Source organism: Candidatus Omnitrophota bacterium (assembly GCA_028715965.1).
Taxonomy (GTDB): domain Bacteria; phylum Omnitrophota; class Gorgyraeia; order Tantalellales; family Tantalellaceae; genus JAQUQS01.
The window spans coordinates 18,454-44,287 of sequence record JAQUQS010000015.1; the positions used below are offsets into that span (position 1 = coordinate 18,454).

A 25,834-nucleotide genomic window follows, 5' to 3' on the forward strand; every position below is an offset into this window, starting at 1 on the left:
AACAGGACGGAACATGCCAACGAAAAGAACACGTATTATACTCATAATAGCGTTCCTCCCCATATTCCTGTGCGGTACGATCTCGTGGGCCGCTACCGAGGACCTGAAAACTCTTATAACCGAAGCTATAGAGAACAATCCCGCTATAAAGGCAGAAGAAGGGTTATGGCAGGCGGCTAAATACAGGGTAAAGCGGGAATATTCCCTGCCGGACCCGGAGGTAAGCTATACGTATTTTGGGGAAAGCGTCGAGACCCGTGTGGGTCCGCAACAACATAAATATGGCGGAAAGCTCAAAGTGCCTTATCCTGTGAAGCTGTATTATCGTGGTAAAGCACAGGAAAAAAGCGCGGAAAAGCTCCAGAAGGAATATGAAGCCGCTATCATGGACGTAATAAAGGACGTGAAGTTCATTTTCTTCGAGCTTTATTGGATAGACCAGGCGATAAGCCTTACGGAGCAGGAGAAAAGCATCGTCGACGGAGTGGCCAGGACCGCGCAGACAAAATATGAATCCAATAAGGCTATGCAGCAGGATGTTATCAAGCTTAACATCGAGCTGGCGAGATTCGACGACAAATTGCTGCAGCTCAGGAACAGCCGGGAAACGGCCGAGGCGCGCATGAGATCCGTCCTGGGGAGAAAGGACGGCGCCCCGGTTGGACGCGTGGCCGATGTGCCGGCACCCGGACCCGAGATAGCACTTGATGATCTCATATCAATGGCTATGGAGGGCCGCCAGGAACTTACGGCGGCACGCATAGAAAAGGACCGGGCCGAATACGAAAAGAACATAGCAGTCGCGGAATATGTCCCCGACGTGTCGATCGGGTTCGATTATATCTCGGTAGGGTCCGGGTATACGAGCCGTCCCGATGACGGAAAGGACGCCTGGATGGGGACCGTGTCCGTGAACGTACCGCTATGGTTCGACAAGTTATCCGCGCAGGTAAAGGAAAAGAAGGCCATGCTTGAAGCCAGGAGACAAGAGGTCAGCAGCATGGAAGACAGGGTACGGTATGAGGTGGAAGACCTGTATTACCGGCTGAATTTCTACCAGGATACCATAGACCTGTATCGTACCGCGCTCATCCCGCAGGCGGAGCAATCCCTGGAAGTGACGCGATACGGATATGAGACCGGTACATTGAATTTCATAGACTGGCTCGATTCCGAAAGGGTTCTTTTACAGACGAAGTTGGCGTATTATCGGGCCATAACCGACCATGCTAAGACAAGGGCTTTTCTTGAAAGGGTGGTAGGTCGTGAATTCTGAGAAGAGGTACATATGAGAAGAACATGTCCATTCGTTTACATGGCCGCGCTCGTGTGCGCGACCGTGCTGCTCGCCTCTTGCGGAAGGCTTCAGGGGCCCTCCGCCGACAAGGTATCGGGAGAAGAGCATGTGAAATACTATACTTGCGGTATGCATCCGACGGTACATGTCTCGCCGGAAGAATACCGCGACGGGTCAACGAAGTGCCCGATATGCGGTATGTCTCTTGTCGCCGTGATGGCGGGCGGAGGGCAAGAAAGGCCGTTAGGCCCGGATGCCGGGGTCGTGGCGCTCACGGTGCCGAGAGAACAGCTTTTACGCGCGGACGTGCGTACCGAAACCCTTGCGCGCAGGAAACTGTGCAAGAACATTCGGGCGGCTGGCAATGTTGCGTATGATCCGGATATGGCCATAGCGCAGGAAGAGCTGATCTCCGGTATCGAGTCCATGGAAAAAATGTCCGGAGGCGGGGATCCGGAGATAAGGGACAGAACGCAAAGAATGGTGGACGCGTCCCGGAAGAAGTTAAGGCTGCTTGGACTTAGCGACGAACAGATCGACGGGATATCGGAGACGGGTAAGATCCAGGAAGGCCTTGTGCTCCCCGATAAAAAGATGTGGGTGTATGGTGATATATACGAGTATGAGATCAGCTGGGTGCCGGTGGGGGGTAAGGTGACGGTGACATCGGAAAGTTATCCCGGCAAGATGTTCTCAGGCGTTATTTCAGCTATAGACCCGGTAATCGACCCGGCCACGCGTTCGGTACGGTTCAGGGCCGAGATCGACAACCCGGAACTGGAACTTAAACCGGAGATGTATGTTAATGTGGACATAGAAGGCACGTGCCTGGTCTCAAGTGACGGCAAGACGCTGGCCCTGCCCAAAGAGGCGCTTCTGGATACGGGTACACGTAAGATCGTATGGGTTATGACGGGACCCGGGAAGTTCGAGGGAAGGAAGGTAGAAGTAGGGGCCATAGGGACTTCGAAGGACGAGGGGGGAGATAGGGAGTTCTATCCCGTGATCTCCGGGCTCAGCGAGGGAGAAGAAGTGGTGACAAAAGGGAATTTTCTTATAGACTCACAAAGCCAGATAACCGGCGTGGCCTCTTCGGCATACGGCGGATCCCTTGGCCCTAAGACGAAAGAAACGGCACATCAACATTGATGTGATGGGATGACATGGTAGAAAAAATAATAAAAGTATGTGTCAGGAACAGGACCGTGGTCATCGGTCTTTTCATATTCATGGCACTCGCGGGTTTTAACGCCATGAAACAGGTGCCGATAGACGCGATCCCGGATATCGGGGAAATGCAGGTAATAGTATATGCTGACTGGCCCGGCCGCAGCCCCCGGGACATAGAAGACCAGGTCATATACCCCTTGACCACAGGCCTTATGGGGACACCCGGGGTGAAGGTGGTGAGGTCGACATCCGCTTTCGGGTTCGGCCTTGTAAACATGATATTCGAGGAAGGGACCGATTTTTACTGGGCGCGTACGCGGGTGCTTGAAAGGCTGGACCAGGCCAAGCGGTCCATACCCGAAGATGTCGTCGTGGCTTTGGGGCCGGATGCCACTGCCGTAGGGCAGATATTCTGGTATACCGTAGAAGGCGACGGCTATGATCTTGAGAAGCTCCGGTCGTTGCAGGACTGGTATGTCAGGTACCAGCTCGCGTCGGTAGAAGGCGTGTCCGAAGTGGCGTCGATCGGCGGGTTTGTCCGGCAGTACCAGATAGACGTAGATCCCAATAAGCTTATCGCTAACGATGTATCTCTGCATGAGGTGATGCGGTCCGTCCAGGCCTCCAACCTGGACGTAGGTGCCAAGGTGTTCGAAGAGGGCGGCATGGAGTTCATCGTTAGAGGCGTCGGGTTCATAACCGGCACTAAGGACATAGAGGACATTGTCATAAAAGCCAAGAATGGCACCCCGGTGTACGTGAAGAACATTGCCAAAGTCACAATGGGGCCGGATTTCCGCCGTGGAGCGCTGGATAAAGAGGGGAAAGAGGTCACTGGTGGTGTCGTGATAATGCGGTACGGCGAGAATCCCCTAGAGGTCATTTCCCGGATAAAAACGAAGATAAAAGAGATAGAGAGCGGGCTTCCGCCCGGGGTCCGTATCGTGCCTTTTTATGACAGGACCGGGCTTATCCTGAGGACGATCAACACCCTGAGGACGACACTCCTGCAGGAAATAATAATAACCGTCCTGGTCATATCGGTATTCCTTCTGCATTTCCTGGGGAGCCTGGCCATATCCGTGGTGTTGCCGCTGGGTATCCTTATAGCTTTCCTTCTTATGGCCATGTCCGGGATCGACGCGAACATAATGTCACTCGGAGGGATAGCTATCGCTATCGGTGTCATGGTGGACTCGGCCTGCGTGATGGTGGAGAACATATATACAAGTATACTCGTAAGGCAGGAAAGGTCCGGGGATAAAGGCGTAAGTGACGCGGAAAGGCTCGACGCGTGTGAGGAGGGAGCGCGAGAGGTCGGGAAACCGATATTGGTCGCTCTATTGACCACTATCATAGGCTTCCTGCCGATATTCGTGCTTACGGGCCAGGCAGGCAAACTCTTCAGGCCGCTTGCCTTCACCAAAACCTTTACCATGGTCGGGGCGGCGCTTATCACGCTCATGCTCCTGCCCACGCTCGCGTATTATTCCCTGAAAGGCAGATTGTCTCCTCCCGAGAAGAACAGGACTACGGAGATACTGAAGTCCATATACCGCCCTGTTATAAAATGGGGCGTGAACAACAAAAAAGTGGTTATAGCGGTCGCCGTATTCCTTGTGGTAGTCGGGACCTTTTGCGGCATGAACGTGAAACAGGAGTTCATGCCGCCCCTGAACGAAGGGGACCTTCTCTTTATGCCTGTGCTCCTTCCGGGAGCGTCGCTTACCCAGGTCATGGATGTAATGAAACGGCAGGATGTTATCATCAAGGAGGGTTTCCCGGACGAGGTGGAGTGGGTGGTCGGCAAGCTGGGGCGGGCCGAGACGGCGACAGACCCCGCGCCAGTCACGATGATCGAGACGATAATACATCTCAAGGATAAGAGTAAGTGGCGTAAGGGGATGACAAGGGAGAAACTTGTGCGGCTCATAGAAGAAAAGACCATGATGCCGGGCGTGAGCCCCATAATGACGCAGCCTATACGCAACAGGATAGATATGCTGGCCACGGGCATACAGACGCCGGTAGGCATAAAGGTGTTCGGTCCGGATATCGACAGGTCCGTCGAGATAGCGTCTGAGCTTGAGCGCATAGTGTCCGGGGTCGATGGCGCGGTCAATCCATACGCGGAAAGGGTCTCGAACCGGCCGTATTTTGAGATCATCATAGACAGGGAAAAAGCCGCCAGGTACGGGGTGAAGGTGGATGATGTGCAGGATATAATCATGACCGCGGTAGGCGGCATGAACCTCACATGGGTGATAGACGGCAGGGAAAGGTACCCGGTCAGGGTCAGGTACCTGCGTGAACTCCGGGATGACCCGGTATCACTCGAGCGTGTGCTTGTATGTACGGCGGACGGCAAGCATATACCTCTAGCGCAGCTCGCGGAACTAAAAAAAACGTCCGGGCCCGCGATGATAAACTCGGAGAATACGCAGTCGTATGTCAGGGTATTCATAAACGTGGACCCGGAGAAGACCGGTCTAGTGGACTTTGTCGAGAACGCCAAACGCGCCGTGAAACACAGAGTGGATAACGGTGGCCTGGTCATCCCGACGGGATATTTTATCAGCTGGTCAGGGCAGTTCGAGTCGGAGATGCAGGCACGGCAGCGTCTGGTGCCGTCCTTTGTCCTGGCACTCGCGGTGATACTTTTTATCCTGTACATCTCTTTCAGGAAACTGAGCTCGCTCCTGTTGCTTTTTTCGGGGATACCCGTGTCCCTCATGGGCGGGGTTATACTGCTATTCGTGGCCGGGTTCAAGTTCTCTACCGCCGTATGGGTCGGGTTCATAGCGCTTTTTGGGGTGGCGACCGATAATGCCGTAGTACTTTTATCGGTGTTGGACGATCTTTTTAACAAGGAAAAGCCCGGGACCCGGGAAGGAATAAGGGCGCTTGTGGAGAAAGGCGCGCTTATGCGCATCCGTCCGGCCATAATGACCGTAGCGACCACGATACTCGCGCTTATGGCCATAATGTTCTCTTCGGGGACGGGGTCGGAGATAATGAAACCCATGGCTATCCCTACTATAGGTGGACTTGTTACCGCTACCCTTTCTAATATGGTGCTGGTCCCGGTGCTTTATTCGTGGATAAAAGAACGCGCGCTTGCTGTCGCAGGGAAGGCTTGAAAAAAGGACCTTTATATAGTAACCTTATCCGATCGGGAATGAAAGTGTAAGAAAGGAGAAAGTGTTGAAAGTATCCGTAATAGGAACCGGATATGTCGGGCTTACGACCGGTGTGTGCCTGGCGGATTTGGGGCATACCGTGCTATGTGTAGACAATAACGCCGAAAAGATCGCCGGGCTCAAGAAAGGCATATCGCCGATATTCGAGCCGGGCATGGAGGAACTCCTGGAAAAGGGGATGAAGTCGGGACGCCTGGGTTTCGTGGACGACATAGCGGGGGCCGTCAAGCAAGGGGAGATAATATTCATTTGTGTCAACACCCCGTCGAGGGAGGACGGCAAGGCGGAGCTCAAGTACGTGGAAAAAGTGGCCAAGGAAGTGGCCGCTAACCTGGACGGGAACTACAGGGTCATCGTGGACAAAAGCACCGTACCGGTAAAAACGGCGGAAAAGGTCAGGGAGACCATAGAACGGTACGGAACGGAAGGTATCAAGTTCGATGTGGTGTCGAACCCGGAATTCCTCAGGGAAGGGACCGCGATCAAGGATACCATGGAACCGGACCGGATAGTCATAGGATCGGACTCCGAAAAGGCCACGAAAAAGATGCTGGAGCTTTATAAACCGCTCATAGACAGGACCGGCGCTCCAGTAAGGCTTGTATCCGTGCGCAGCGCGGAACTTATCAAGCACGGCGCCAATACTTTCCTCGCGATGAAGATATCATTCGCCAACCTCATCGCCCAGGTATGTGAAGAGGCGGGCGCGGACGCCCTTGAGGTCCTTGACGCCATAGGTCTGGACGAGCGCATCGGCAGCCGTTTCCTGACGCCCGGCATAGGGTTCGGGGGAAGCTGTTTTCCTAAGGACATAGCGGCGTTCAACCGCACACTGGGTATTCTCGGCGTGGACAGTTCCCTTGTGCGCGCCGTCGAACAGATCAACAAAAGCGCCTGGCAGAGGTTCATCCATAAGGTAGAAAAAGAGCTCTGGGTGCTTGATGGGAAAGTGATAGGCGTACTGGGCCTTGCCTTTAAGCCCGACACCGACGATATACGTAACGCTCCCGCGTTCAAGATCATCGAGGAGCTTAGAGAGAAAGGTTCCGTTATCAGGGTCTATGACCCAAAGGCGATGGACAGGGCCCGCGTCGAATATCCTGACCTCGAGTTCTGCGGTGACCCGTATGCCGTAGTTAAGGGGGCTGAAGCGCTTCTTGTGTGTACGGAATGGGAAGAGTTCAAGACGCTGGACCTCGGCAGGGTGAAGGAACTTATGCAGGTCCCGATCATCTTTGACGGCCGCAACATTTTCGACAAGAACGCGGCGGAAAAAGCCGGGTTCAGGTATTTCGGCATAGGCAGGGCATAAAAGAGCTGTCCACCAAGGCTCAAAACGAAATATTTTAACAATTGTCCGTGACGTTCCGGTTACGGAAAAGTTAATATACCGTGAACGTAAATTTCATGTCTTCAAGGCTTTATGGTAAAATAATCATGTCACGCGGTATAGACTTTTCCCGCCTGGTACTGTAAGATATTCGATAGAACGATGTTCTTTGTTCATGGTACAACAAAGGGGCTTGGTATGTCCAAAGAGAAGATACTTATAGTGGAAGACGACCGCAATATCTCCAATCTCGTGAAATATAACCTGGAAAAAGCGGGTTACGCCTGCCTGGCCAGTTTCTCCGGGGAGGATGCTCTTTCGCGGATCGAGCGCGAGAAAATCGACCTTATAGTGCTTGATATCATGCTGCCGGAGATCGATGGGCTTGAGGTGTGCCGCAGGGTGAAGGGTGCAAAGGCGACTTGTAATGTGCCTGTGGTCATGTTGACCGCCAAGGGCGAGGAAGTGGACCGCATAGTGGGGTTGGAGCTGGGGGCGGATGATTATATTGTAAAGCCTTTCAGTCCGCGTGAACTTGTGCTCAGGGTCAAGGCCATACTTAAACGCGCTTCCGGGGAAGGGGGCACGGAGGTCGAAACGCTGGAAGCGGGCAGGATAAAAATAGACGTGCCATGCCATAAGGTCACTGTGGACGGGAAAGAAGCGATCCTTACCCCGATGGAATTCAAGCTCCTGCTTACTTTGATGGAAAGAGCCGGACGTGTACAATCGCGAGAACGGCTTCTCAACGACGTATGGGATATTTCTTCGGATGTTACCACAAGGACCATAGACACGCATATCAAGCGGCTTAGGGAAAAACTCGGCAAGTCGGGCAAGGCGATAGAGACGGTGCGCGGGATAGGATACAGGTTCAAGAAGGGGAACTGACGCTTGAGGATAAAGCTGTACCATAAGATAACCATTGTGCTTGCCCTGACGCTGGCCCTTGTTCTGTCGGTGATCTATGCCTACCTTAATAATAACTTAAGGCAATATACATACCAGAGGATAAAGAACAATCTCGACAAAGATACCGGGCTCCTGCGGTCTTTCCTGGAGAAGACCCCGCCCGACATGTCCTCGGCGGCCCTGGACGAGTTCGCCGATATCGCCGGCCGTGACCTGAACGCCAGGGTCACGATCATTGGTACGGACGGGAATGTCCTGGGCGATTCGGAAATAAAACTGGAAGACCTCGCGGAGCTTGAGAACCACATAAACCGCCCGGAGGTGGAGGAAGCCCTCGCGAGCGGTTCGGGTGAGAGCGAAAGGTTCAGCACTACAGTGCAGGACCAACGACTGTACATGGCGTCCATCTTCGGTCGTCCGGAAGCGCGCGGGGTGATAAGGCTTTCCGTCCCGCTTTCTGAGCTCGCGGAGGTCTCGGGGTATCTTAAACGCATAGCGGGACTATCGTTCGTACTTGTGTTCATACTAACGCTTATATTCGGGGCCGTAGGTTCTTTCTTCATTTCACATCCATTGAAACAGATATCGGACGCCGCCAAGGAGATCTCGCGCGGTGATTTTTCAAGGCGTATACTCGTGAACACGCGGGATGAGGTCGAGGACCTTGCTACGACGTTCAACGATATGTCTGACCAGATAAAGGCGCGCATAGAGGACGTTACCGACAGTCGGTCCAGGCTCGAGGCGGTCTTCGCGAGCATGTTCGACGGCGTCATAATAGTGGACGCGAAATGCAGGATACTCATAATGAACAGGGCGATAAGGGATCTTTTGTCGGTCAAAGAGGATCCCGTGGGCCGGAAACCACTCGAAGTGATACGCAACGTGAAGGTCCAGGAACTTGCTGATTCGGTACTGGGAGCGGAAGGTAAGGTCGGGATAGAGGAAATATCGGTGCTTCTTCCGGAAGAGAAGAAGCTCCTTGTGCACGCGACCTCCGTCATAAAGAACGATAAGGTCGAAGGCGCGGTCCTTGTTTTTCACGACATTACCGATATGCGCAGGCTGGAACGGGTAAGGCAGGATTTCGTGGCGAACGTGTCACATGAGCTCAGGACGCCCATAACCAATATAAAAGGGTACGCCGAGACACTTCTTGATGGGGCGCTCGGGGATAAAGATAACGCTGAAGAGTTCATAAGGATCATATATAACGATTCCGAACGACTGGCGAACCTTATCGAGGACCTTCTGGACCTTTCAAGCATAGAATCGGGCAAGCTCGCGCTCGAACTCGCGCCTTGTTCCATCAAGGACCTGGCCGGCAGGGTGGTCGCGGATATAGAACAACAGGCGAACGACAAGGGCATATATATAGGAATAGACGTCCCGGACGGCATGCCCGCTATACTGGCTGACGAAAGGCTTATATACCAGGCGCTCATGAACATTGTGGATAACGCCGTAAAATATACGGAGGATAAAGGCTCCATAAGAATAAACGCGAAGAGCCGTGACGGGTTCACCGAATGCAGCGTCTCCGACACGGGCATTGGTATACCGGAACAGGACCTTCCGCGTATCTTCGAACGTTTCTACCGGGTAGATAAGGCCAGGTCGCGCAAGATAGGCGGCACCGGACTTGGTCTTTCCATCGTAAAACATATCATACAGGAACACGGCGGGCAGGTATTCGTGGAAAGCGCGCCGGGTAAGGGTTCCGTCTTCACCTTCACTATCCCGAACTATACCCTGATATCGTAATAGCACGGCAAAGAACGCGTAAAAACCCCTTTTCCAAGTTCACGGGAAATTCACTTTACCTTCAAACCGAGTTCACCTCGGGCTTGTACAATTCATGTGACCTTAGAAGGGAGAACCACCATGATGATCCTTGTAGTGTTGGCTTTGGCGTTCACCGTTATGGGGTTCTTTCATCTTGTCTTCAGCGCGGAAATCTCTAATGATCTTTTGACCGCGGTGATGGACCATGAAAAGACCGTAAGGAAGGGAGGTGAACGAGCGAAAGAAGAGGGGAAGGCCCTCGCTGGGTTTGTGGCCGATCACTGTTTCACTTATAAGAACATGGATGGGATAAAGGATAGAACGCGGCCAGGGGCGGGACGGGTGGAACGGTCCGGCCTTATGGACGTTGGAGCATACGGGATCGACGTTAAAATATGTAGCGATCACGGGAAATAAAATAACTTTTAGGAGGGAAAAGACGATGAAGAAGATTCTAAGCATGATCCTTATAGCCGGGGCTCTCGTTTCCGGTTTTGGTGTGTATACCGCCAAGGCCGGTCAAATGGAGATACTGGTCGACAAACTGGTGGAAAAAGGCATACTTACGCCTTATGAGGCCCAGATAATAGTGGCCGAAGCAAAAGAAGAGGCTGCCCGGGAGCTGGCCAAGGGTGAGGCGGTCACGGCCCCGAGCTGGACGCAGAAGATAAAGATAAAGGGAGACGTGCGGTACCGGAACCAGGTCGAGTGGGGAAAGGGACTTGATCCGGCACACGAACGTATCCGGAACAGGGTAAGGGCCAGGCTCGGGGTAGAGGGCCAGGTCAATGACGAGATAGACGCGGGGGTGCTCCTTGTGACCGGGTCTACCGACCCGAGGTCCACGAACCAGACATTGGACAACAACTGGCAAACCCAGGATATCCGGCTTGACCAGTACTATATCGACTGGCATCCCGCGCTGCCTTCCGATATCGGTACCATGGATGTATGGGCCGGTAAGTTCAAGAACCCGTTCGAGAACACTTCTCTTCTTTGGGACGGGGATATCTGCCCGGGCGGTATAGCCATGAACTATGCTTCCTCGAGTTTCGATCTCGGGAACGTCCCGACGACACTTTTCGGCAACTTTGGGTTCCTCTGGATCGATGAACTCTCGACGTCGCAGAAAGATCCGCTCCTTTTCGTGTTCCAGGGCGGGACCAGGATGGACGTTATAGAGGACTGGGACGCGACGTTCGGCGCTTACGCGGCTTATTACGCCACTTCGCACATAAAGAACAACGACAGTTATACGAGCGCCGCGGTCGTGGCCGGATCGGGTACCAACAGCTACAACGCCGATAATACGTTCAAGTATGGCTACGATATGGTGGACGTCATACTCAAATACGACGCCAAGGCCATATTCGATCTTAAAGTGGGCCATGGTGTGTACGCGGACCTTATCTGGAACACGGATCCCAGTAAGAGGAACTTCGCTTGGATGCTCGGCGCGTATGTCGGGGACAAGAAACCCAAGGATCCCGGGCAGTGGAAGGCGTATTTCGAGTGGAGACACCTCGAGCAGGACGCGGTGCCGGACTTCATGCCGGATTCGGATTTCTACGGGTATAGGAGCGCGACAGGCGCTCCCGCCGGAGGCGGGACGAACGGCGAAGGCCCGGTATGCGGGATCGATTACGCTCTTTTCAAGAACACCGTACTGAGCGTAAAGTACTATTACACGTCCCCGATAGACCTGGATGCCGGCGCGTATGACCAGCCGTACCAGCTATGGCAGACGGACATAAACGTGAAGTTCTAAGTTCACGGTTTTGTAACACAAATGTAGCGTGAATGTCGCATAGTTTTTTTAGAATAAAGCGAAAAGGAGCTGATAAATGAGAAAGTACACCAAGATGATCGCGATGATGGTGCTGGCCCTTTTCATGTTCACTTCGAACGGGTTCGCTAAGGACATGCTCCAGATAAAAGGGTCCGATACCCTTATAAACCTGGTGCAGAAGCTCTCCGAAGTGTACATGGAAGAATACAGCGGGAAATACATAGCCGTTACCGGCGGCGGTTCGGGTACCGGGATAGCCGCTCTTATGAACGGCAAGTGCGATATAGCCAACGCTTCGCGTGACATAAAAGCGAAGGAAATAACGCAGGCTGAGGCGAGGGGCATAACCCCGAAAAGAGTGGTCGTGGCCATAGATGGCCTGAGCGTCATAGTTAACGAGGATAATCCCGTTGACAGGCTTACCGTGGAACAGCTCGGCAAGATGTTCCGCGGCGAGATAAAGAACTGGTCGGAAGTGGGCGGGGATAACGCTCCGGTTACGCTTTACGGGCGCCAGTCCAATTCAGGGACGTTCTCGTTCTTCATGGAAGAAGTGCTTAAAGGCGACTATTCCGCCAACATGAAGAGGATGAACGGTAACTCCCAGATAGTCGAGGCCATAAAAGCCGACAGGACCGGGATAGGGTACGTAGGCGTAGGGTATGTGAAGAAGGCCGAAGGGATAACCGTGCTAAAGGTAGCGAAGAACGCCAGTTTCCCTTACGCGAGCCCTCTTGACGAGGCGGACGTAAAAAGCGGGAAATACCCGATATCGCGACCGCTCAACCAATATATTAACGGTACTCCCAAAGGAGATGTGCTCGATTTCATCAAATTCGAGCTCAGTCCCGAGGGCCAGGCGATAGTCGAGGAGGAAGGGTTCTTCATGCTTCCCAAGGAATACCAGGACTATAACGTCAAACAGCTGGGATCGTAACGCGGAATGTATATGACAAAAGGAGGCCATGTAAATATCATGAGGATAAAAGAGAAGGTGATACATGGCCTCTTTTTGTTCAACGGTCTTTTGGTCGTGGCCGTTCTTGTGGGGATATTCGCGCTTCTTGTGGTTACCGCTGTTCCGGCTTTCCAGGAAATAAAGATAGGGAACTTTCTTTTCAGCACCCGGTGGAACCCGACTTCATACGTGGAGAACTCTTACGGGATACTCGCTATGCTGGTGAGTACCGCCATGGTAACGATAGGCGCGCTATTGTTCGCGATCCCGCTGGGCATAGGCACCGCGGCGTATCTTTCCGACGTGGCTTCGCCCAGGGTGCGGGAAATAGCCAAGCCTGTAATAGAGATACTCGCAGGGATCCCGTCGGTCGTAATAGGTTTCCTGGGAATAGTGCTTGTCGGTCCGATGATCGCGAAGCTTTTCCACGTGCCTAACGGGCTTAACGCGGTGAACGGCTCCGTGCTTTTAGGTGTTATGGCGCTCCCGACCATAATAAGCCTTTCGGAGGACGCCCTGAAAAGCGTGCCAAAGTCATTCACCGAGGCTTCGCTCGCGCTGGGGGCGACGCATTGGCAGACCGTGACGAGAGTGAAGATACCGGCCGCCGTATCCGGGATATTCGCCTCATGCATGCTCGGGATGGGCCGCGCGATAGGTGAGACGATGACGGTACTTATGGCCACGGGGTGCGCCCCGGCCATGCCGCGCGGGTTCCTTGATTCAGTGCGCACGATGACCTCCACCATAGCGATAGAGCTGGGAGAAGTGCCGTATAATACGACGCATTATTACGCCCTGTTCGCGGTGGGGCTCACGCTTTTTATCATAACTTTTTTCATTAACATGATAGCCGATATAGTGCTTAACAAATACCAGATAAAGGCGAGATGATGACGATATACCGGTCCCGGAGATCAAAAAAAATAGAGCAGGACATAGGGTTCATGGTCCTCAGGGCATGTATGGGCATCGTCGGCCTTGTTCTTTTCATAATACTATGGGATATAGTGACCAAGGGCATGGGCAAGGTCTCCTGGACCTTCCTTACGCAGCCGCCCAGGAACGGCATGACGGAGGGTGGCATATATCCGGCCATTGTCGGGACGTTCTTTGTTACCCTTATAACCGCTATAATGGCGGTGCCGCTGGGAATGGGGTGCGCGATATATCTCAACGAATACGCGCGGGACAGCAAACTGACGCGGCTTATCAGGATGTCCATCAGGAACCTTTCGGGCGTGCCGTCGATAGTTTACGGTCTGTTCGGGGTAGTACTTTTCGTGCAGTTTATGGACCTTGGCACATGCGTACTCGCGTCGGGCCTTACGCTCGGGCTCATGACACTTCCCCTGACCATAACCGCCAGCGAAGAAGCGCTCAAGAACGTACCGCAGGGGTACCGTGACGGGTCGCTCGCGCTCGGGGCCAACAAGTGGCAGATGATAAGGACCAATGTGCTGCCGTACTCCATACCGGGCATGCTTACCGGAACGATACTGGGGCTTTCCCGCGCGGCCGGTGAGACGGCGCCTATACTTTTCACCGGAGCGGCGTTCTTCCTGCCGTTCCTGCCGCGGAGCCCGTTCGACCAGTTCATGGCTCTTCCGTACCATCTTTATGTAATGGCTACCCAGCATCATGACATCACGGGCGTACGGCCCATAGCTTACGGTACGGCGCTAGTGCTTATATTGCTCGTTTTTGGGATGAACCTTATAGCCATAATAATGCGATATCACCTGAGGAAGCTGAAGAGGGATTAGCGGATGGAACAAACACTATTATTGGAGAAAAGGATAATGATGGAAAAGATAACGCCCAAGGTCAAGATCCACACGGAAGGGTTCAACTTTTATTACGGGGACGTCCTCGCGCTCAAGGACGTGGACATGGATATATATGAGCGCCAGGTCATCGGGGTGATCGGGCCGTCGGGATGCGGGAAATCCACGTTCCTCCGCACCATAAACCGCATGAACGATACTATTCCCGGCATACGTACAGAAGGAAAGATGCTCCTCGACGGGCAGGATATACTGGGGGAGGGAGTGGACGTCGTGGCGCTCAGGCGCCGTGTAGGCATGGTGTTCCAGAAGTCCAACCCGTTCCCCAAGAGCATATTCGATAATGTGGCTTACGGGCTCAGGATAAACGGTGTTCGCGACAAGGGGTTCATTGCCCGGAAGGTGGAGGAAAGCCTTAAGGGGGCGGCGCTCTGGAAAGAGGTGAAAGACCGCCTGAACGCCAGCGCTTTCGATCTTTCCGGCGGGCAGCAGCAAAGGCTTTGCATAGCCCGGGCCCTCGCGGTAGAACCGGAGGTCCTTCTTATGGACGAGCCGGCTTCGGCGCTTGATCCGACGGCCACGGCCAAGATCGAGGAACTCATACACGAGCTCAAGCAAAGGTACACCATAGCCATAGTCACGCACAACATGCAACAGGCCGCCAGGGTCTCCGACTATACCGCTTTTTTCATGCTTGGAGAACTGGTGGAATATGGCGTAACGAACAAGATATTCACTAACCCGTCGAAGAAGATAACAGAAGATTATATTTCCGGCCGGTTCGGTTGAGCCCGGTACGCCGGGCCGAAGGACGAGGATAAAAAACAAATGAAAGGTGATATACCATGGAACGCTACATAGATGATGAACTGAAACAACTTAATACGGACCTTATAAAAATGGCGACACTTACCGAGGAAGCGATATACAGGTCCGTAGAGGCCCTGGTAAAACAGGACAAGGACATGGCCCAAAAGGTCATAGACGACGACAACAAGATCGACGAACTGGAACTGGTGGTAGAGGAAAGGGCGATAGAGCTATTGGCGTGCCAGCAGCCCGTGGGGTTCGATCTCAGGTTCGTGGCGACCTCCATAAAGATAAACGCCGAGATAGAGCGTATCGCGGACCTCGCGGTCAATATTTCCCAGAGGGTGCTGGATATAGCCGGAGAGCCGCCCCTGAAGCCGCTTGACGATATCCCGCGCCTAGCGGAAGTGGCGCGATGGATGGTAAGGGGGACCATAGACGCTTTCGTCAATCGTGACGAGGCGCTTGCGAAAAAGGTCATATATATGGACCCTGAGGCGGACAAACTCCGGAACGCCATACAGGAAGAGCTTCTGTTCGACCACATGATGAAGGATGGCACATGCGCGCCCAGGGCCCTGCCTCTTTATCTCATTGCGCGGCATCTTGAGAGGATATGTGACCACGCGACCTACATAGCCGAAGACGTTATTTTTATGGTGCGCGCCAAGCAGGTCAAACATCATCTTGAAGAACTTGATGGCAACAGCGGGTAGCTCCTGGTGCGGCCATCCACGCAAAAGGCCCGGTAATGAACTTCCCCAACCCATGCCGGGCCTTGTTTTTTTATTTGCCTATTCGGTGTTTCGAGGGTAGTATATAGACAAATAAGGTAGTATATATATCTTATAGGTATTTATAATAAAGGAGTGGTGGCGTGAACATACTGGTGACCGGGGCCGGAGGGCTCATCGGATACGAAGCGGTACGGTTCTTCACGGAGAAAGGCGCTAAACAGGTCGTCGGGATAGACAACAATATGCGGAAATATTTTTTCGGTCCCGGAGGCGACGTAACGCATAATATAATCGCGCTCGAGGAGGAACACCCGCATTTCAAGAACCACGCCATGGATATACGCGATCGCGAGGCTGTAGCCGAACTTTTCAAGGAAAAAGGACCGTTCGACCTTGTTATACACGCCGCTTCCCAGCCTTCGCACGACTGGGCCGCGCGGGAACCGTTCACGGATTTCGACGTGAACGCCGTCGGGACATTGAACCTCCTGGAGGCGTTCAGGCGGTATTCCCCGGACGGGGTATTCGCTTTCCTTTCCACGAACAAGGTGTACGGCGACGCGCCTAACGGCGTATCGCTGGTCGAGCTCGAAAAAAGGTACGATTACGCGGAGAAACAGGCGGTAGCGGGAGTGTCGACAAGGGGTATAAGCGAGGCGATGACCATAGACAAGAGCACCCACAGCCTGTTCGGCGCGTCAAAAGCCGCCGCCGACATCCTGGCCCAGGAATACGGAAGGTACTTCGGTCTGAAGGTCGGTATATTCCGCGGCGGGTGTCTTACCGGTCCGCAGCATTCCGCGGTCGAACTACATGGCTACATAGTGTACATAGTTGACTGCGCGATAACCTCGAAGCTCTATACCATATTCGGGTATAACGGGAAACAGGTGCGTGACCAGATACACTCAAAGGACGTTGTAAGCGCCATATTCGAGTTCTACAAGCGGCCTAAACACGGGGAGGTCTACAACCTGGGTGGTTGCAGGGAGAACTCGATCTCCATACTCGAGACCATCGATATTCTCAAGGAGGATTTCGGCCTCAAACTCAACTATATATACACGGACAAGAACCGCATAGGCGACCATATATGTTATTATTCCGACATGACCAAGTTCCGCAGGGATTACCCGAACTGGAAACTCACTATAAGTATCAATGAAATGATCGGCGAGATAGTGAAACAGCGCACGGAAAAGTTCCATAAATAACCATATCAATATCAACGGAGGCATACCGGATGAGCTTTAACGAACACAAGCTCGGGGTCAAGGAACATTTTGATAACGTAGCGGTGGAATACGACAAGTGGAAGAAAAAGAACTGGTATTATCACCGGAGCCTGATCGATTTCGTCAGGAAACACGTGGCGCCGGGTTCGAGCGTGCTCGAGGTCGGGTGCGCGACGGGCGATATAATAGCGGCTACCGAACCGGCGCGCGGGGTTGGGATAGATCTCTCCGACCGCATGATAGAGCTTGCCCAGAGCAAGTATCCGGACAAGAGCATAGAATTCATATCTTCCCCCATAGAGGAACTCGGGCTCGATGAAAAGTTCGACTATATAATAATGGTGGACCTCCTGGACCATGTGTATGACGTCGCGAACGTGTTGCGCAGCGTACACAGGTACTGCAAACCCACGACCAAGCTCCTTATCACTACGATAAACCCGTGGTGGAGCCCGGTCCTGGACTTCATGGAGAAAATAGGCGCCAAGATGCCGGAAGGGCCGCATAATTTCGTCGAACAACGGAACCTCGCGCGTATCATAGAGTACCTGGATTACGCCATAAGTTATACGGGGTATCTCTTGCTGTTCCCCAAGAAGATACCGCTTTTGTCATACCTGGCGAATACCATAGGGGTGAAGACGTGGCTCCTCAACAAATTCTCGTTCGTGCATTACGCCGTGCTTAGGGCCACTCCCGAGGACAGGACCGACCTTGGGATGGGGTGCTCGGTGGTTATCCCGTGTTACAACGAGGAAGGGAACATCGCCGAGGCCGTGAAACGTGTGCCGCGTATGGGTAAGTACACCGAGATCATCGTCGTGGATGATGGTTCTAATGACCGGACGGCCGGGATAACGCGCGCGCTTGAAGGAGAGGTCGAGGGGCTCAGGCTCATAACGTACAGCCCTAACCACGGCAAGGGGTATGCCGTGAAGGCCGGGTTCGACGCCGCCGCGCAGGAAGTGGTCATGATACTTGACGCGGACATGACGGTCATGCCGGAAGAGCTGCCGGAATTCTTTGATCTCCTCAACAAAGGTAAATGCGGGTTCGTGAACGGTACGCGTATGGTGTACCCGATGGCCCAGCAATCCATGAGGTTCCTTAACCTCCTGGGCAACAAGGTTTTCGGGCTCATCCTTACATACCTTACAGGGCAGCATATAACCGATACGCTTTGCGGCACAAAGGCGCTCTACAAAAAAGATTACCTTCGTATCGAGATGGGCCGCGACAAGTGGGGAGACTTCGATCTCCTGTTCGGCGCGGTGCATAACGGGAGCAAGATCATAGAGGTGCCTGTCCATTACCAGGCGCGCAGGGCCGGTGTGTCCAAGATGAAGACCCTCCAGCACGGGCTGCATCTTATGAGGGTATGCTTCCGCGGGTTCACCGAACTCGTTCTCGGTCTCAAGCCTTAATATTTATCCGCCTTCGTTCTTCTTCGCTTCTAATACATTTTTTACTCAGCTTCGAAGGAACTTCACACGATCATATGTGCCTTTGTTCTCGCGCTTTGGGAAAGAATGCGTAGAGATATAGTGTTACTTCGGTGGACTCCGTTCCCGGCCGGGATAGCGGATGATCCTCCATAGCCGGAGAATATATAAATGAGTTGGCGAAGGAGGATAATTCAGGAACCATTAGTCCGTGGGACTACATATTCGGAAGACAATATAAGGGCGATAGCCCTTATCGCGAGCGGATAGAAGTGAAGGACCAGCCGTCCGGTGGTCGTTATGTTGCTTTCTCCGCCTATCCAGACAAAACTTTCGCTGAACGCCCCGTAGACCACGTAGAACACCAGGTATGAGAATATTATTATGATAAGGAACGCGGGTTCTTTCCTGCCGGAGACGCGCGTGGGGTACATAAGCGCGATGGCCGGCAGGATGAACCATATGATGTTCCAGTTACCCAGGATGAAAAGGTGCTGGAAGAACGCTTTTGCCGTCGGCCAGAGCCGGGAGAAGCTTTCCTGGGTGAGGTACACGGCTGTCTTTTCGGGCGCCAGTCCCGCGTAGGCCTTGAAAAAATAGAAAAGGCCTCCGATAAGCGCTGCTGGCACGAGAAAAGCCGCCAGGGCCTTTATGGGACGCGGACCGTATCCGGAAGATGTCTTTATTTTCAGCATTGTCGCCAATAGGAGCGCGTGAAGCGCGAAATACGACAGGCCTTCCAGCTTAGTGAATATGCCGAACCCGCCGAAAAGCGACGCCAGGAGCAATGTGCGGGGGTCTTCCGAGCGGTACCACCTGATGAGGAAGTATATCGACGTAAAGTTATAATACATCATGAAAAGGTCCCTGTACGATATGGTCGCGTGGTACAGGAGGAAATGCGACGAGCATAACATGAGTATGGCTATCGCCGCCCAGAATCGGTTAGTGAGGGACCGTACCGATTCGGTGAACACCACGAGGAACGATACAAAACATACCGGGAAGATAAGTTTTATCGCCGGTTCCGTCCATCCACCGGAGGCGAACGCCATCCACGTTTCCATGAAGGGTACCTGCAGGGGGTACGGCGGGTGATAGAAATTCCCGAGATTGCCCAGCTCGCCCCAGTAGTAGAATGCCTTGGCCTTGAGGGCTATGACGTTCACCGCGTCATACGTGTTTATGGGGACCGACCAGGCGCGCCAGAATATATAGAAAAGAGTGTACGCGAGGTATAACGCGCATACACCGAATACCAGTCGGCAGGCGAGGGGCCCTTTCATGAAAAGGCCTTTTATCCCGTCGATCACGGCGCGCGCGTGGAACTGGTAACGTCCCTCGAGCCTTTTCCGTCCGGTCCATAGCATCATGGCCGCGAAAAGAAGTAGCGGCAGGAGTATCGAGTACAGTGAGAATTTTACGCCGAAGATAGCCAGGAGGAGCATCCATTGCCCCAAGAGACCCATGCCGAGGCCGAAAGAAAGCGCGAGGTCAAGGGAGAACGGAGATCTTTCCCGGCTCGAGAGGTTGACCATGAGGCCGTAACCTGTGGCGGTCGGTATAAGCAGTCCTATTATGGCTTTCAAAAGAAGCATCATGGGCTAGCGGTCGCTCCTTTCCGTCTCCGGACCTACGGCGATGGCCATATAATTACCCATTATGCTCACGGTCGGGTATTTTTCCGTGAGTTCCGCGCTAATAGTCGGTTCTTTCTTTGAGAATACCACCATGCAGTCGTCCTTACCTTTGGTGAGGTCGCCGGCGTCTATGGGTAGGAGGTTGTAAAGAAGCCTTCCCTGCAATACGAAATGATCCTGGTCCGGCCAGTCCTCTATGTCCGTTATAAGTACGGCTTTATGCCTGCCCGGTAGAGCCTCGTGCGCGAATTCCGAGAACATATAAGGCAGTCCGTGTACCATGAGCTTTTTCTGGCGTTCATCTTTTCCCGAGAACGCGGTCATCTCGCGGCCGAATATAGACGCGTGGCTTATTGTCTGGATAGCGGCCACGCAGGCGAAAAGCGCGAGAAGCGCTACCGTGAAGGCGTGTTTCACTTCCGGCAGGCTTTCGGGCCGTTTTATCCGGAGGTACACGAGGGCCGTGCCCGTAAGGACCAGGGATGTGAATATGCCTGTGTACAGGTAAACGAAGATACTTTTGCCGGAAACTATGAACGGCATGAAGGCGTTCATGTTGACGAACATGTAGACGCGTTTCACGAGCTCTACCAGGGGAAAAAGGCTTATTGCCGAGACGCGGAAAAGCGCCGTTATGACGCAAAGCGCGCATAATGTACTGATAACCACGAGTGACAGTTCTTTGTTGTTCATCCGTTCGGTCAAGTTCGGCCCTCCGAAAAGGTTAGTATACAATCCAATGTAACAAATATCATATTTAAAGTCAATAAAAGCATGGGGTTAACAAAATAATATACAGGAAAGCGCTAAAATATGGTAAAATCTCCACATCATGAAGACGCACGAGTTCTATATGCATATGGCGCTTGCCCAGGCCCGCGCGGCGTTTGATAACGACGAGGTCCCGGTAGGCGCGGTGATCGTGTATAATAACGAACCCATAGCCAGGGCGTATAACCAGATAAAGATGCTCAAGGACCCGACGGCCCACGCGGAAATGATCGCTATTACCCAGGCGGCGGCGCAACTGGCGAACGAAAGGTTGAATGGCTGCGACCTTTATGTTACAATTGAGCCCTGTTCGATGTGTGTGGGAGCGGCAATACTGGCGCGGCTAGGGCGTATCATCTATGGCGCGACGGATTCGAAGACCGGCGCGTGCGGTTCGGCGGTGGATCTTACAAAGCCGGGTCTTTTCAACCACGACATCGAGGTCATCGGCGGGGTGCTGGAACCCGAATGCCGGACCATCATGCAGGAGTTCTTTTTAGGGAAAAGGTAACAAAACCCATATAGTCCCCAACCGGCATATCCGCCAAAAACCCTTATATACCAGGCGCTCCACTTCCAGTTAAAGCTAGTAGTGACCATTTCGGTCTTGATGTGTCCGAGACGCGTTCCGGGCGCCGGGATGTCCGCGGCAAGCGGGCGGATAAGATAAAAGGAGGATATGTTGGGAAGAGACAATTATTCATACCAGAAACGGCAGAAAGAACTCGCGAAGAAGAAGAAAAAAGAAGAAAAAATGAAAAATAAACTCGAGAAAAAGAACCAGAAGTCCGGGACCGAGGCGGAACAGGGCTTAGGATAAGCTGTATTTATACCAACACAAAGAGGAGGAGACATGGGTTATCAACAAGGCGGACGCGGCGGATTCGGTGGAGGATCACGCGGTGGGTTCGGCGGCGGACCTCGTGAAATGCACAAGGCCACTTGCGACGAATGTAAGAAAGAATGCGAAGTTCCTTTCAAGCCGAGCGGCGACCGTCCGGTATATTGCAAGGATTGTTTTGCAAAGCGTAAGAGCGAAGGCAGATAGTAGGCCAGTGGAGTAAGGATGATCGGTGCCTGGCTCATTTGGGCAGGCACCTTCGTCATACGATACGGCGCGAGCAGTAAAAACTTTTCAACTTCGCTAAATTGTGCTAGAATTGCAAATATTTCTCGACCAATAGGGGACGACCGAGGACGTAATGTCCGAGGAAGTGTCGCGAAGTCCCCTGAGCGACCTGGTTCTTGGAAGTATAATATATAGTTTGTTAGCGCACGACATATGTTCAGATATCGGCGGAGGCCGTTCGACGGAGCTCACGGCATTTCCTCGGACATTGGCAGAGGTTCTCTAACCTCTGCACTTCCTCGGGGAGTGGTACCCCTCGGTCGCGCCCCGGAGGACTTAAAAAGACTTGAGTTTGAGATATACGTTCGCAAGAATGGTATATATAGTTCAGATATCGGCGGAGAGGTGTTCTGCTTTGCGAATAGCGAGAAGCTTAGCAATGCGCTTCGCAGGAACTTGCGGCTTGGATAGAATAGAGCGGAGCACCTTCGAAGCTTAGTGAGTCGAAAATAGAAGCGAAGAAGTGCGGAGAGGTGGCTGAGTGGCTGAAGGCAACGGTTTGCTAAACCGTCGTAGGGTGTTAAAGCCCTACCGAGGGTTCAAATCCCTCCCTCTCCGCCATATATTTTTTATAGCCCATTATTTATCGTAATCCCTTTTCTTATAATCTCTTGTAATAAGCTACTTGTTTAGCAAACGTCACCTGTCAGCCACGCGCCACAACTCTCCTTGAGTATAAAGGCAGGGCAAGGTCTTTGTTTTTAGTCCCCATTTCGTCCCCAATCGGTCCCCAAGGATAATGTAATTGAGCAATTCGCTTAATAGCTATAAAATATTAAAGAATAATTCCAATTTACTATTTTAGGCGTAGGCTACGGTGTATGCAGAGAGAAGGGCAGTCTTACTGAAGGAGCAAAAGTGGCAAAACACAGTTTCCCCAAAAACCAACATTATGTTCCGCAGTCGATACTTAAGGGATTTGCTCATGGGAAAAAGAAAAAAGTGTGGGCGTATGATAAGCACACAGATAATATTTTTGAGACACAGATAAGAAATATCGCAGCTGAAACAGGCTTTTATGATATTTCTGGCAAGGAGCTCTCGGAAAAACTAATGAAAGATGATAAGTTTGAAAAAAATGACCTGCCCCAAGAGGTCATAGATTTTTTAAAAACAGGAAATTATACGATAACAATGGAGGAAAAGTTTAATAAACTTGAGGATAAGGCTGCTAGTATTGTCGAGAAAATGATAAAAGCAGATGCAATATCTGGTTTGACAGAAGAGGAGAAAGTTATATTTGGATTATTTTTGGCGGTTCAGCAACTCAGGGTCAAAGTAACTGCATTACAAATAAGACAAATGTTTAATGGCATAAAAGAGCACTGCGTAAAGATGGGATTTACAGAAGGACAGATAGACAAAAGTATGGCGATGGATAAAACAGACCTAAAGATGTTCCATTTAAGGACGATAATGAAGGCGGATAGAAATCTCCCGCAGTTTCTTAACAAAAAATGGATATTATTAAAAGCTCCAGAGCGTGAAAACCTCTATATAGGGGACAACCCAGTAACGCTGCAAAATCAGAATGATTATTCTCCATATGGTAACCTCGGATTGGCGGTCAAGGGGATAGAAATATATTTTCCTATTTCCCATAAATATGAACTTGCATTATTTTGTCCCTCCATCGAAGAAGCATTTCTCGAACTAGAGGATAAACTAAAGGAATTCCCCCACTATGAACCCAAAATCGGACGTGCCTACTTAAATGAAATGATAGAAGGTTTTAAATCGGGCAGAAGTGTTACCTTACAACGTGAAATGGTGGAGAATTTAAATTATTTACAAGTAATGTTTTCTTGTCGTTTCGTTTTTTCTCAAAGTAACAATTTTGAGATTGTTAGAAAAATGATAGAAAACCGGGAAGAGTATAGAGGGTTTCTCAAGATGGAATGGCATTAAAGATGAGTGGGCCTAGCAAGTTATGGTTAACAAATTTTGATAAGAGGGGTATAATAAAGCACATAGAAACTTTTACCCTTACATAGTGAGGTGATGGTGAAGAAAAGTATTTTTGGGTAAATTATGGGCAATCCTGGCTTAGGCTGGGGTTGCCTTTTTTGTGGATAGTTGGGCAGAAATTTGTGTGTGTGCGTGTGTGTGGTGGGGGGGGGGATAAACTGTGATTGAAAAAATTTGGGAAAACATACTTGCTTCTAATGAGTACGAAGAACCACTAGTGCACAAAGAAAAAGTTGATGATGTGATTTCTTTGATGTTAAAGCATAAGGTTGACCCCTCAAAGTTTTCAGGAAACCTTTTACTTTTACTTTCTGGAGGCTTTGCTGTAGACCAAATCCAAATGCCATCAACAAAGTCAATACACCAATACAAATTCTCCCACAGCAGACCTGGGAACATGCCATTTTGGTTAATAGCTGGATTCCCGGATTTTGTAATGTGGTTTCAAGAAAAAATAGATAAAGACATAACAGAAACTGAGTTTATTGTCCTGCTGTCATCCTTATTTGGAATTGAGATAAAAGATGGTGGTGATGCAGATAAAAAGCTGTCAAAAATAGAAGATTACCCCATACAATATTGGGGAAACGCTATTGAAAAATATACTACCGAGGTTGGAAAAGCACTTGAAACATCTGTTAGTGGAGGGTCTTCTAATGACATTTATTTGGCCTCAGATTTTTTTGGGGCAATAGGCGAAGACAGCAACTTTACGCTAATCGCTAGTATGGTTACAAAATATTATTTGGAACTAAAAAAGAGTTATGGGAAATGTTTCCCAGATGAGACTTCCTTGTTAGCCATCACCGGAATACTTGATGCGAATGTCTATATATTTACTACAAAACAAATAAAATATGCTCAAATCATAGATATTGCAAAAGATACCGTAAATGGTAAAGATAGGCTTCTAGATTTCATAATCAAGCTAGAAGTATTAATCTTTTCCATTGAGAGCCCCGAGTTCCCTTATGAAGATGTCAAAGAGTCTTGTGAATCTCAAGAGAAGGCAATTAGACTAGCAATCAAGAAGGCTACAGATGTTTATGGTGGAGAAAAAATGATTGAGGATTCCGTTCGACTTTTTATGGGAAACCCACAATTTTCTAGGATAAGAAAGGATGCGGGTGTTATTTGGGATAAGATGGAAGGTGGCAGGTGTTGTCCTAAATGTGGCAAAACTTATGATGACAGTTGGAGGGTCTGTCTTGCTTGCGGAGATACCTTAACTGAAAGGGGAGCGGAGCAAGAAGATAGCGTGCTCACTAAGATAAAATCGCGAAACAGGAAAATTAGAAACATGCCCCTTGCCTATATAATTGTTGGTATTTTGGTAGGTTTTTTTTATCAAATGTGGGGAATAGTTGGTGGAATAATAGCTTTTCCCATAGCAGTATTCGTAAATATGTCAATTGGAGCTACTCAGGGTGTTAGATTGTGGAATCAATGCCGAAAAGACTACTCTCTCCTCCGTGTAAATGGATACCCAAAAGAAGAAGCGTTGTTAACTCTCTCACAATCATTTCATCCAGAATTAAGCAAGAACATTCACAGTCAGATAATACAAAAATTCGATAGTGTTGATTTGTTGGTTAATTTTTTTACGGGCGCACTTCCTGAGAATAAAAGGGAAGAAGCTTCAGCTGTAAATATTCTAAACAGGACTACAATTGTCCGAAATCGTAATGGAACATATTCGGTTAAGACAAATAGAAACAAGTCAATTCAGATACGTCCATTTCCAGAAAGGAATTAAGTCAGACGTGTTGGGTAAGCATATAAGAATAAAAGAGTTATGAGGTAAATGCAAAAAAGGTGCAAGGAAAAACCTCTTTTTGTTGTCTCTAATAATAGGGACATATAACAAAAGGAGG

Annotated in this window: 22 protein-coding genes and 1 tRNA gene; 21 read left to right on the forward strand and 2 right to left on the reverse strand. The window is 51.1% G+C overall.

Annotated features, from left to right (window positions below; all coding sequences use genetic code 11):
• Positions 1–13: 13 nt before the first annotated feature.
• The 15 genes from PHH49_06590 (at position 14) to PHH49_06660 (ending at position 18,434) form a co-directional block, all read left to right on the forward strand.
• Positions 14–1,276, forward strand: coding sequence for a TolC family protein (locus PHH49_06590; protein ID MDD5488607.1), 1,263 nt, complete (start codon positions 14–16; stop codon positions 1,274–1,276).
• Between the two features lie 12 nt (positions 1,277–1,288).
• The gene (locus PHH49_06595; protein ID MDD5488608.1) at positions 1,289–2,446 is read left to right on the forward strand and encodes an efflux RND transporter periplasmic adaptor subunit; all 1,158 of its coding nucleotides are present in this window, start codon (positions 1,289–1,291) and stop codon (positions 2,444–2,446) included.
• 14 nt (positions 2,447–2,460) lie between these two features.
• Complete coding sequence (locus PHH49_06600; protein MDD5488609.1) at positions 2,461–5,607, forward strand: CusA/CzcA family heavy metal efflux RND transporter; 3,147 nt, start codon at positions 2,461–2,463, stop codon at positions 5,605–5,607.
• Between the two features lie 64 nt (positions 5,608–5,671).
• The gene (locus tag PHH49_06605) at positions 5,672–6,979 is read left to right on the forward strand and encodes a UDP-glucose/GDP-mannose dehydrogenase family protein (protein ID MDD5488610.1); all 1,308 of its coding nucleotides are present in this window, start codon (positions 5,672–5,674) and stop codon (positions 6,977–6,979) included.
• Positions 6,980–7,195: 216 nt separating this feature from the next.
• On the forward strand, positions 7,196–7,888 hold the full coding sequence (locus PHH49_06610; protein ID MDD5488611.1) for a response regulator transcription factor: 693 nt from the start codon (positions 7,196–7,198) through the stop codon (positions 7,886–7,888).
• A gap of 3 nt (positions 7,889–7,891) precedes the next feature.
• Positions 7,892–9,673 (forward strand): ATP-binding protein, encoded by a 1,782-nt coding sequence (locus PHH49_06615; GenBank protein MDD5488612.1) that lies wholly within the window; start codon positions 7,892–7,894, stop codon positions 9,671–9,673.
• Positions 9,674–9,793: 120 nt separating this feature from the next.
• Complete coding sequence (locus PHH49_06620) at positions 9,794–10,111, forward strand: hypothetical protein (GenBank protein MDD5488613.1); 318 nt, start codon at positions 9,794–9,796, stop codon at positions 10,109–10,111.
• Between the two features lie 25 nt (positions 10,112–10,136).
• On the forward strand, positions 10,137–11,462 hold the full coding sequence (locus PHH49_06625) for a putative porin (GenBank protein ID MDD5488614.1): 1,326 nt from the start codon (positions 10,137–10,139) through the stop codon (positions 11,460–11,462).
• Positions 11,463–11,538: 76 nt separating this feature from the next.
• Complete coding sequence (locus PHH49_06630) at positions 11,539–12,420, forward strand: PstS family phosphate ABC transporter substrate-binding protein (GenBank protein MDD5488615.1); 882 nt, start codon at positions 11,539–11,541, stop codon at positions 12,418–12,420.
• Between the two features lie 39 nt (positions 12,421–12,459).
• Positions 12,460–13,335, forward strand: a complete 876-nt coding sequence (gene pstC, locus PHH49_06635) for a phosphate ABC transporter permease subunit PstC (GenBank protein ID MDD5488616.1) — start codon at positions 12,460–12,462, stop codon at positions 13,333–13,335.
• Positions 13,332–14,207 (forward strand): phosphate ABC transporter permease PstA, encoded by an 876-nt coding sequence (gene pstA, locus PHH49_06640; GenBank protein MDD5488617.1) that lies wholly within the window; start codon positions 13,332–13,334, stop codon positions 14,205–14,207. The genes pstC and pstA overlap by 4 nt, the downstream gene beginning before the upstream one ends.
• Positions 14,208–14,246: 39 nt before the next feature.
• Positions 14,247–15,017, forward strand: a complete 771-nt coding sequence (gene pstB / locus PHH49_06645) for a phosphate ABC transporter ATP-binding protein PstB (GenBank protein MDD5488618.1) — start codon at positions 14,247–14,249, stop codon at positions 15,015–15,017.
• Positions 15,018–15,073: 56 nt separating this feature from the next.
• On the forward strand, positions 15,074–15,754 hold the full coding sequence (phoU, locus tag PHH49_06650; protein MDD5488619.1) for a phosphate signaling complex protein PhoU: 681 nt from the start codon (positions 15,074–15,076) through the stop codon (positions 15,752–15,754).
• A 161-nt stretch (positions 15,755–15,915) separates the two neighbouring features.
• A complete protein-coding gene (locus PHH49_06655) occupies positions 15,916–16,989 on the forward strand; it encodes an NAD-dependent epimerase/dehydratase family protein (GenBank protein ID MDD5488620.1) in 1,074 nt (357 codons plus the stop codon).
• Positions 16,990–17,018: 29 nt separating this feature from the next.
• The gene (locus PHH49_06660; GenBank protein ID MDD5488621.1) at positions 17,019–18,434 is read left to right on the forward strand and encodes a glycosyltransferase; all 1,416 of its coding nucleotides are present in this window, start codon (positions 17,019–17,021) and stop codon (positions 18,432–18,434) included.
• 212 nt (positions 18,435–18,646) lie between these two features.
• Here PHH49_06660 and PHH49_06665 read toward each other — a convergent pair whose 3' ends face one another.
• On the reverse strand, positions 18,647–20,053 hold the full coding sequence (locus PHH49_06665; protein ID MDD5488622.1) for a hypothetical protein: 1,407 nt from the start codon (positions 20,051–20,053) through the stop codon (positions 18,647–18,649).
• 3 nt (positions 20,054–20,056) lie between these two features.
• Positions 20,057–20,797, reverse strand: coding sequence for a hypothetical protein (locus PHH49_06670; protein ID MDD5488623.1), 741 nt, complete (start codon positions 20,795–20,797; stop codon positions 20,057–20,059).
• A gap of 127 nt (positions 20,798–20,924) precedes the next feature.
• On the opposite strand from PHH49_06670, the gene tadA reads away from it, so the two are divergent.
• The 6 genes from tadA (at position 20,925) to PHH49_06700 (ending at position 25,716) form a co-directional block, all read left to right on the forward strand.
• Positions 20,925–21,374: a tRNA adenosine(34) deaminase TadA gene (gene tadA / locus PHH49_06675; protein MDD5488624.1), complete on the forward strand. Its 450-nt coding sequence runs from the start codon at positions 20,925–20,927 to the stop codon at positions 21,372–21,374.
• Between the two features lie 168 nt (positions 21,375–21,542).
• A complete protein-coding gene (locus PHH49_06680; protein ID MDD5488625.1) occupies positions 21,543–21,683 on the forward strand; it encodes a hypothetical protein in 141 nt (46 codons plus the stop codon).
• Between the two features lie 33 nt (positions 21,684–21,716).
• A complete protein-coding gene (locus PHH49_06685) occupies positions 21,717–21,911 on the forward strand; it encodes a hypothetical protein (protein ID MDD5488626.1) in 195 nt (64 codons plus the stop codon).
• Positions 21,912–22,459: 548 nt separating this feature from the next.
• A tRNA-Ser gene (locus tag PHH49_06690) sits at positions 22,460–22,553 on the forward strand.
• Between the two features lie 297 nt (positions 22,554–22,850).
• The gene (locus tag PHH49_06695) at positions 22,851–23,900 is read left to right on the forward strand and encodes a DUF4238 domain-containing protein (GenBank protein ID MDD5488627.1); all 1,050 of its coding nucleotides are present in this window, start codon (positions 22,851–22,853) and stop codon (positions 23,898–23,900) included.
• Between the two features lie 220 nt (positions 23,901–24,120).
• Positions 24,121–25,716: a zinc ribbon domain-containing protein gene (locus tag PHH49_06700; protein ID MDD5488628.1), complete on the forward strand. Its 1,596-nt coding sequence runs from the start codon at positions 24,121–24,123 to the stop codon at positions 25,714–25,716.
• Positions 25,717–25,834: the final 118 nt, after the last annotated feature.

Coding starts and splice junctions, on each gene's coding strand:
- PHH49_06630 (MDD5488615.1), top strand. CDS start 11,539: ATGAGAAAGTACACCAAGATGATCGCGATGATGGTGCTGGCCCTTTTC.
- pstC (MDD5488616.1), top strand. CDS start 12,460: ATGAGGATAAAAGAGAAGGTGATACATGGCCTCTTTTTGTTCAACGGT.
- tadA (MDD5488624.1), top strand. CDS start 20,925: ATGAAGACGCACGAGTTCTATATGCATATGGCGCTTGCCCAGGCCCGC.
- PHH49_06590 (MDD5488607.1), top strand. CDS start 14: ATGCCAACGAAAAGAACACGTATTATACTCATAATAGCGTTCCTCCCC.
- PHH49_06625 (MDD5488614.1), top strand. CDS start 10,137: ATGAAGAAGATTCTAAGCATGATCCTTATAGCCGGGGCTCTCGTTTCC.
- PHH49_06660 (MDD5488621.1), top strand. CDS start 17,019: ATGAGCTTTAACGAACACAAGCTCGGGGTCAAGGAACATTTTGATAAC.
- PHH49_06665 (MDD5488622.1), bottom strand. CDS start 20,053: ATGATGCTTCTTTTGAAAGCCATAATAGGACTGCTTATACCGACCGCC.
- PHH49_06680 (MDD5488625.1), top strand. CDS start 21,543: ATGTTGGGAAGAGACAATTATTCATACCAGAAACGGCAGAAAGAACTC.
- PHH49_06595 (MDD5488608.1), top strand. CDS start 1,289: ATGAGAAGAACATGTCCATTCGTTTACATGGCCGCGCTCGTGTGCGCG.
- pstB (MDD5488618.1), top strand. CDS start 14,247: ATGGAAAAGATAACGCCCAAGGTCAAGATCCACACGGAAGGGTTCAAC.
- PHH49_06600 (MDD5488609.1), top strand. CDS start 2,461: ATGGTAGAAAAAATAATAAAAGTATGTGTCAGGAACAGGACCGTGGTC.
- pstA (MDD5488617.1), top strand. CDS start 13,332: ATGATGACGATATACCGGTCCCGGAGATCAAAAAAAATAGAGCAGGAC.
- phoU (MDD5488619.1), top strand. CDS start 15,074: ATGGAACGCTACATAGATGATGAACTGAAACAACTTAATACGGACCTT.
- PHH49_06620 (MDD5488613.1), top strand. CDS start 9,794: ATGATGATCCTTGTAGTGTTGGCTTTGGCGTTCACCGTTATGGGGTTC.
- PHH49_06610 (MDD5488611.1), top strand. CDS start 7,196: ATGTCCAAAGAGAAGATACTTATAGTGGAAGACGACCGCAATATCTCC.
- PHH49_06685 (MDD5488626.1), top strand. CDS start 21,717: ATGGGTTATCAACAAGGCGGACGCGGCGGATTCGGTGGAGGATCACGC.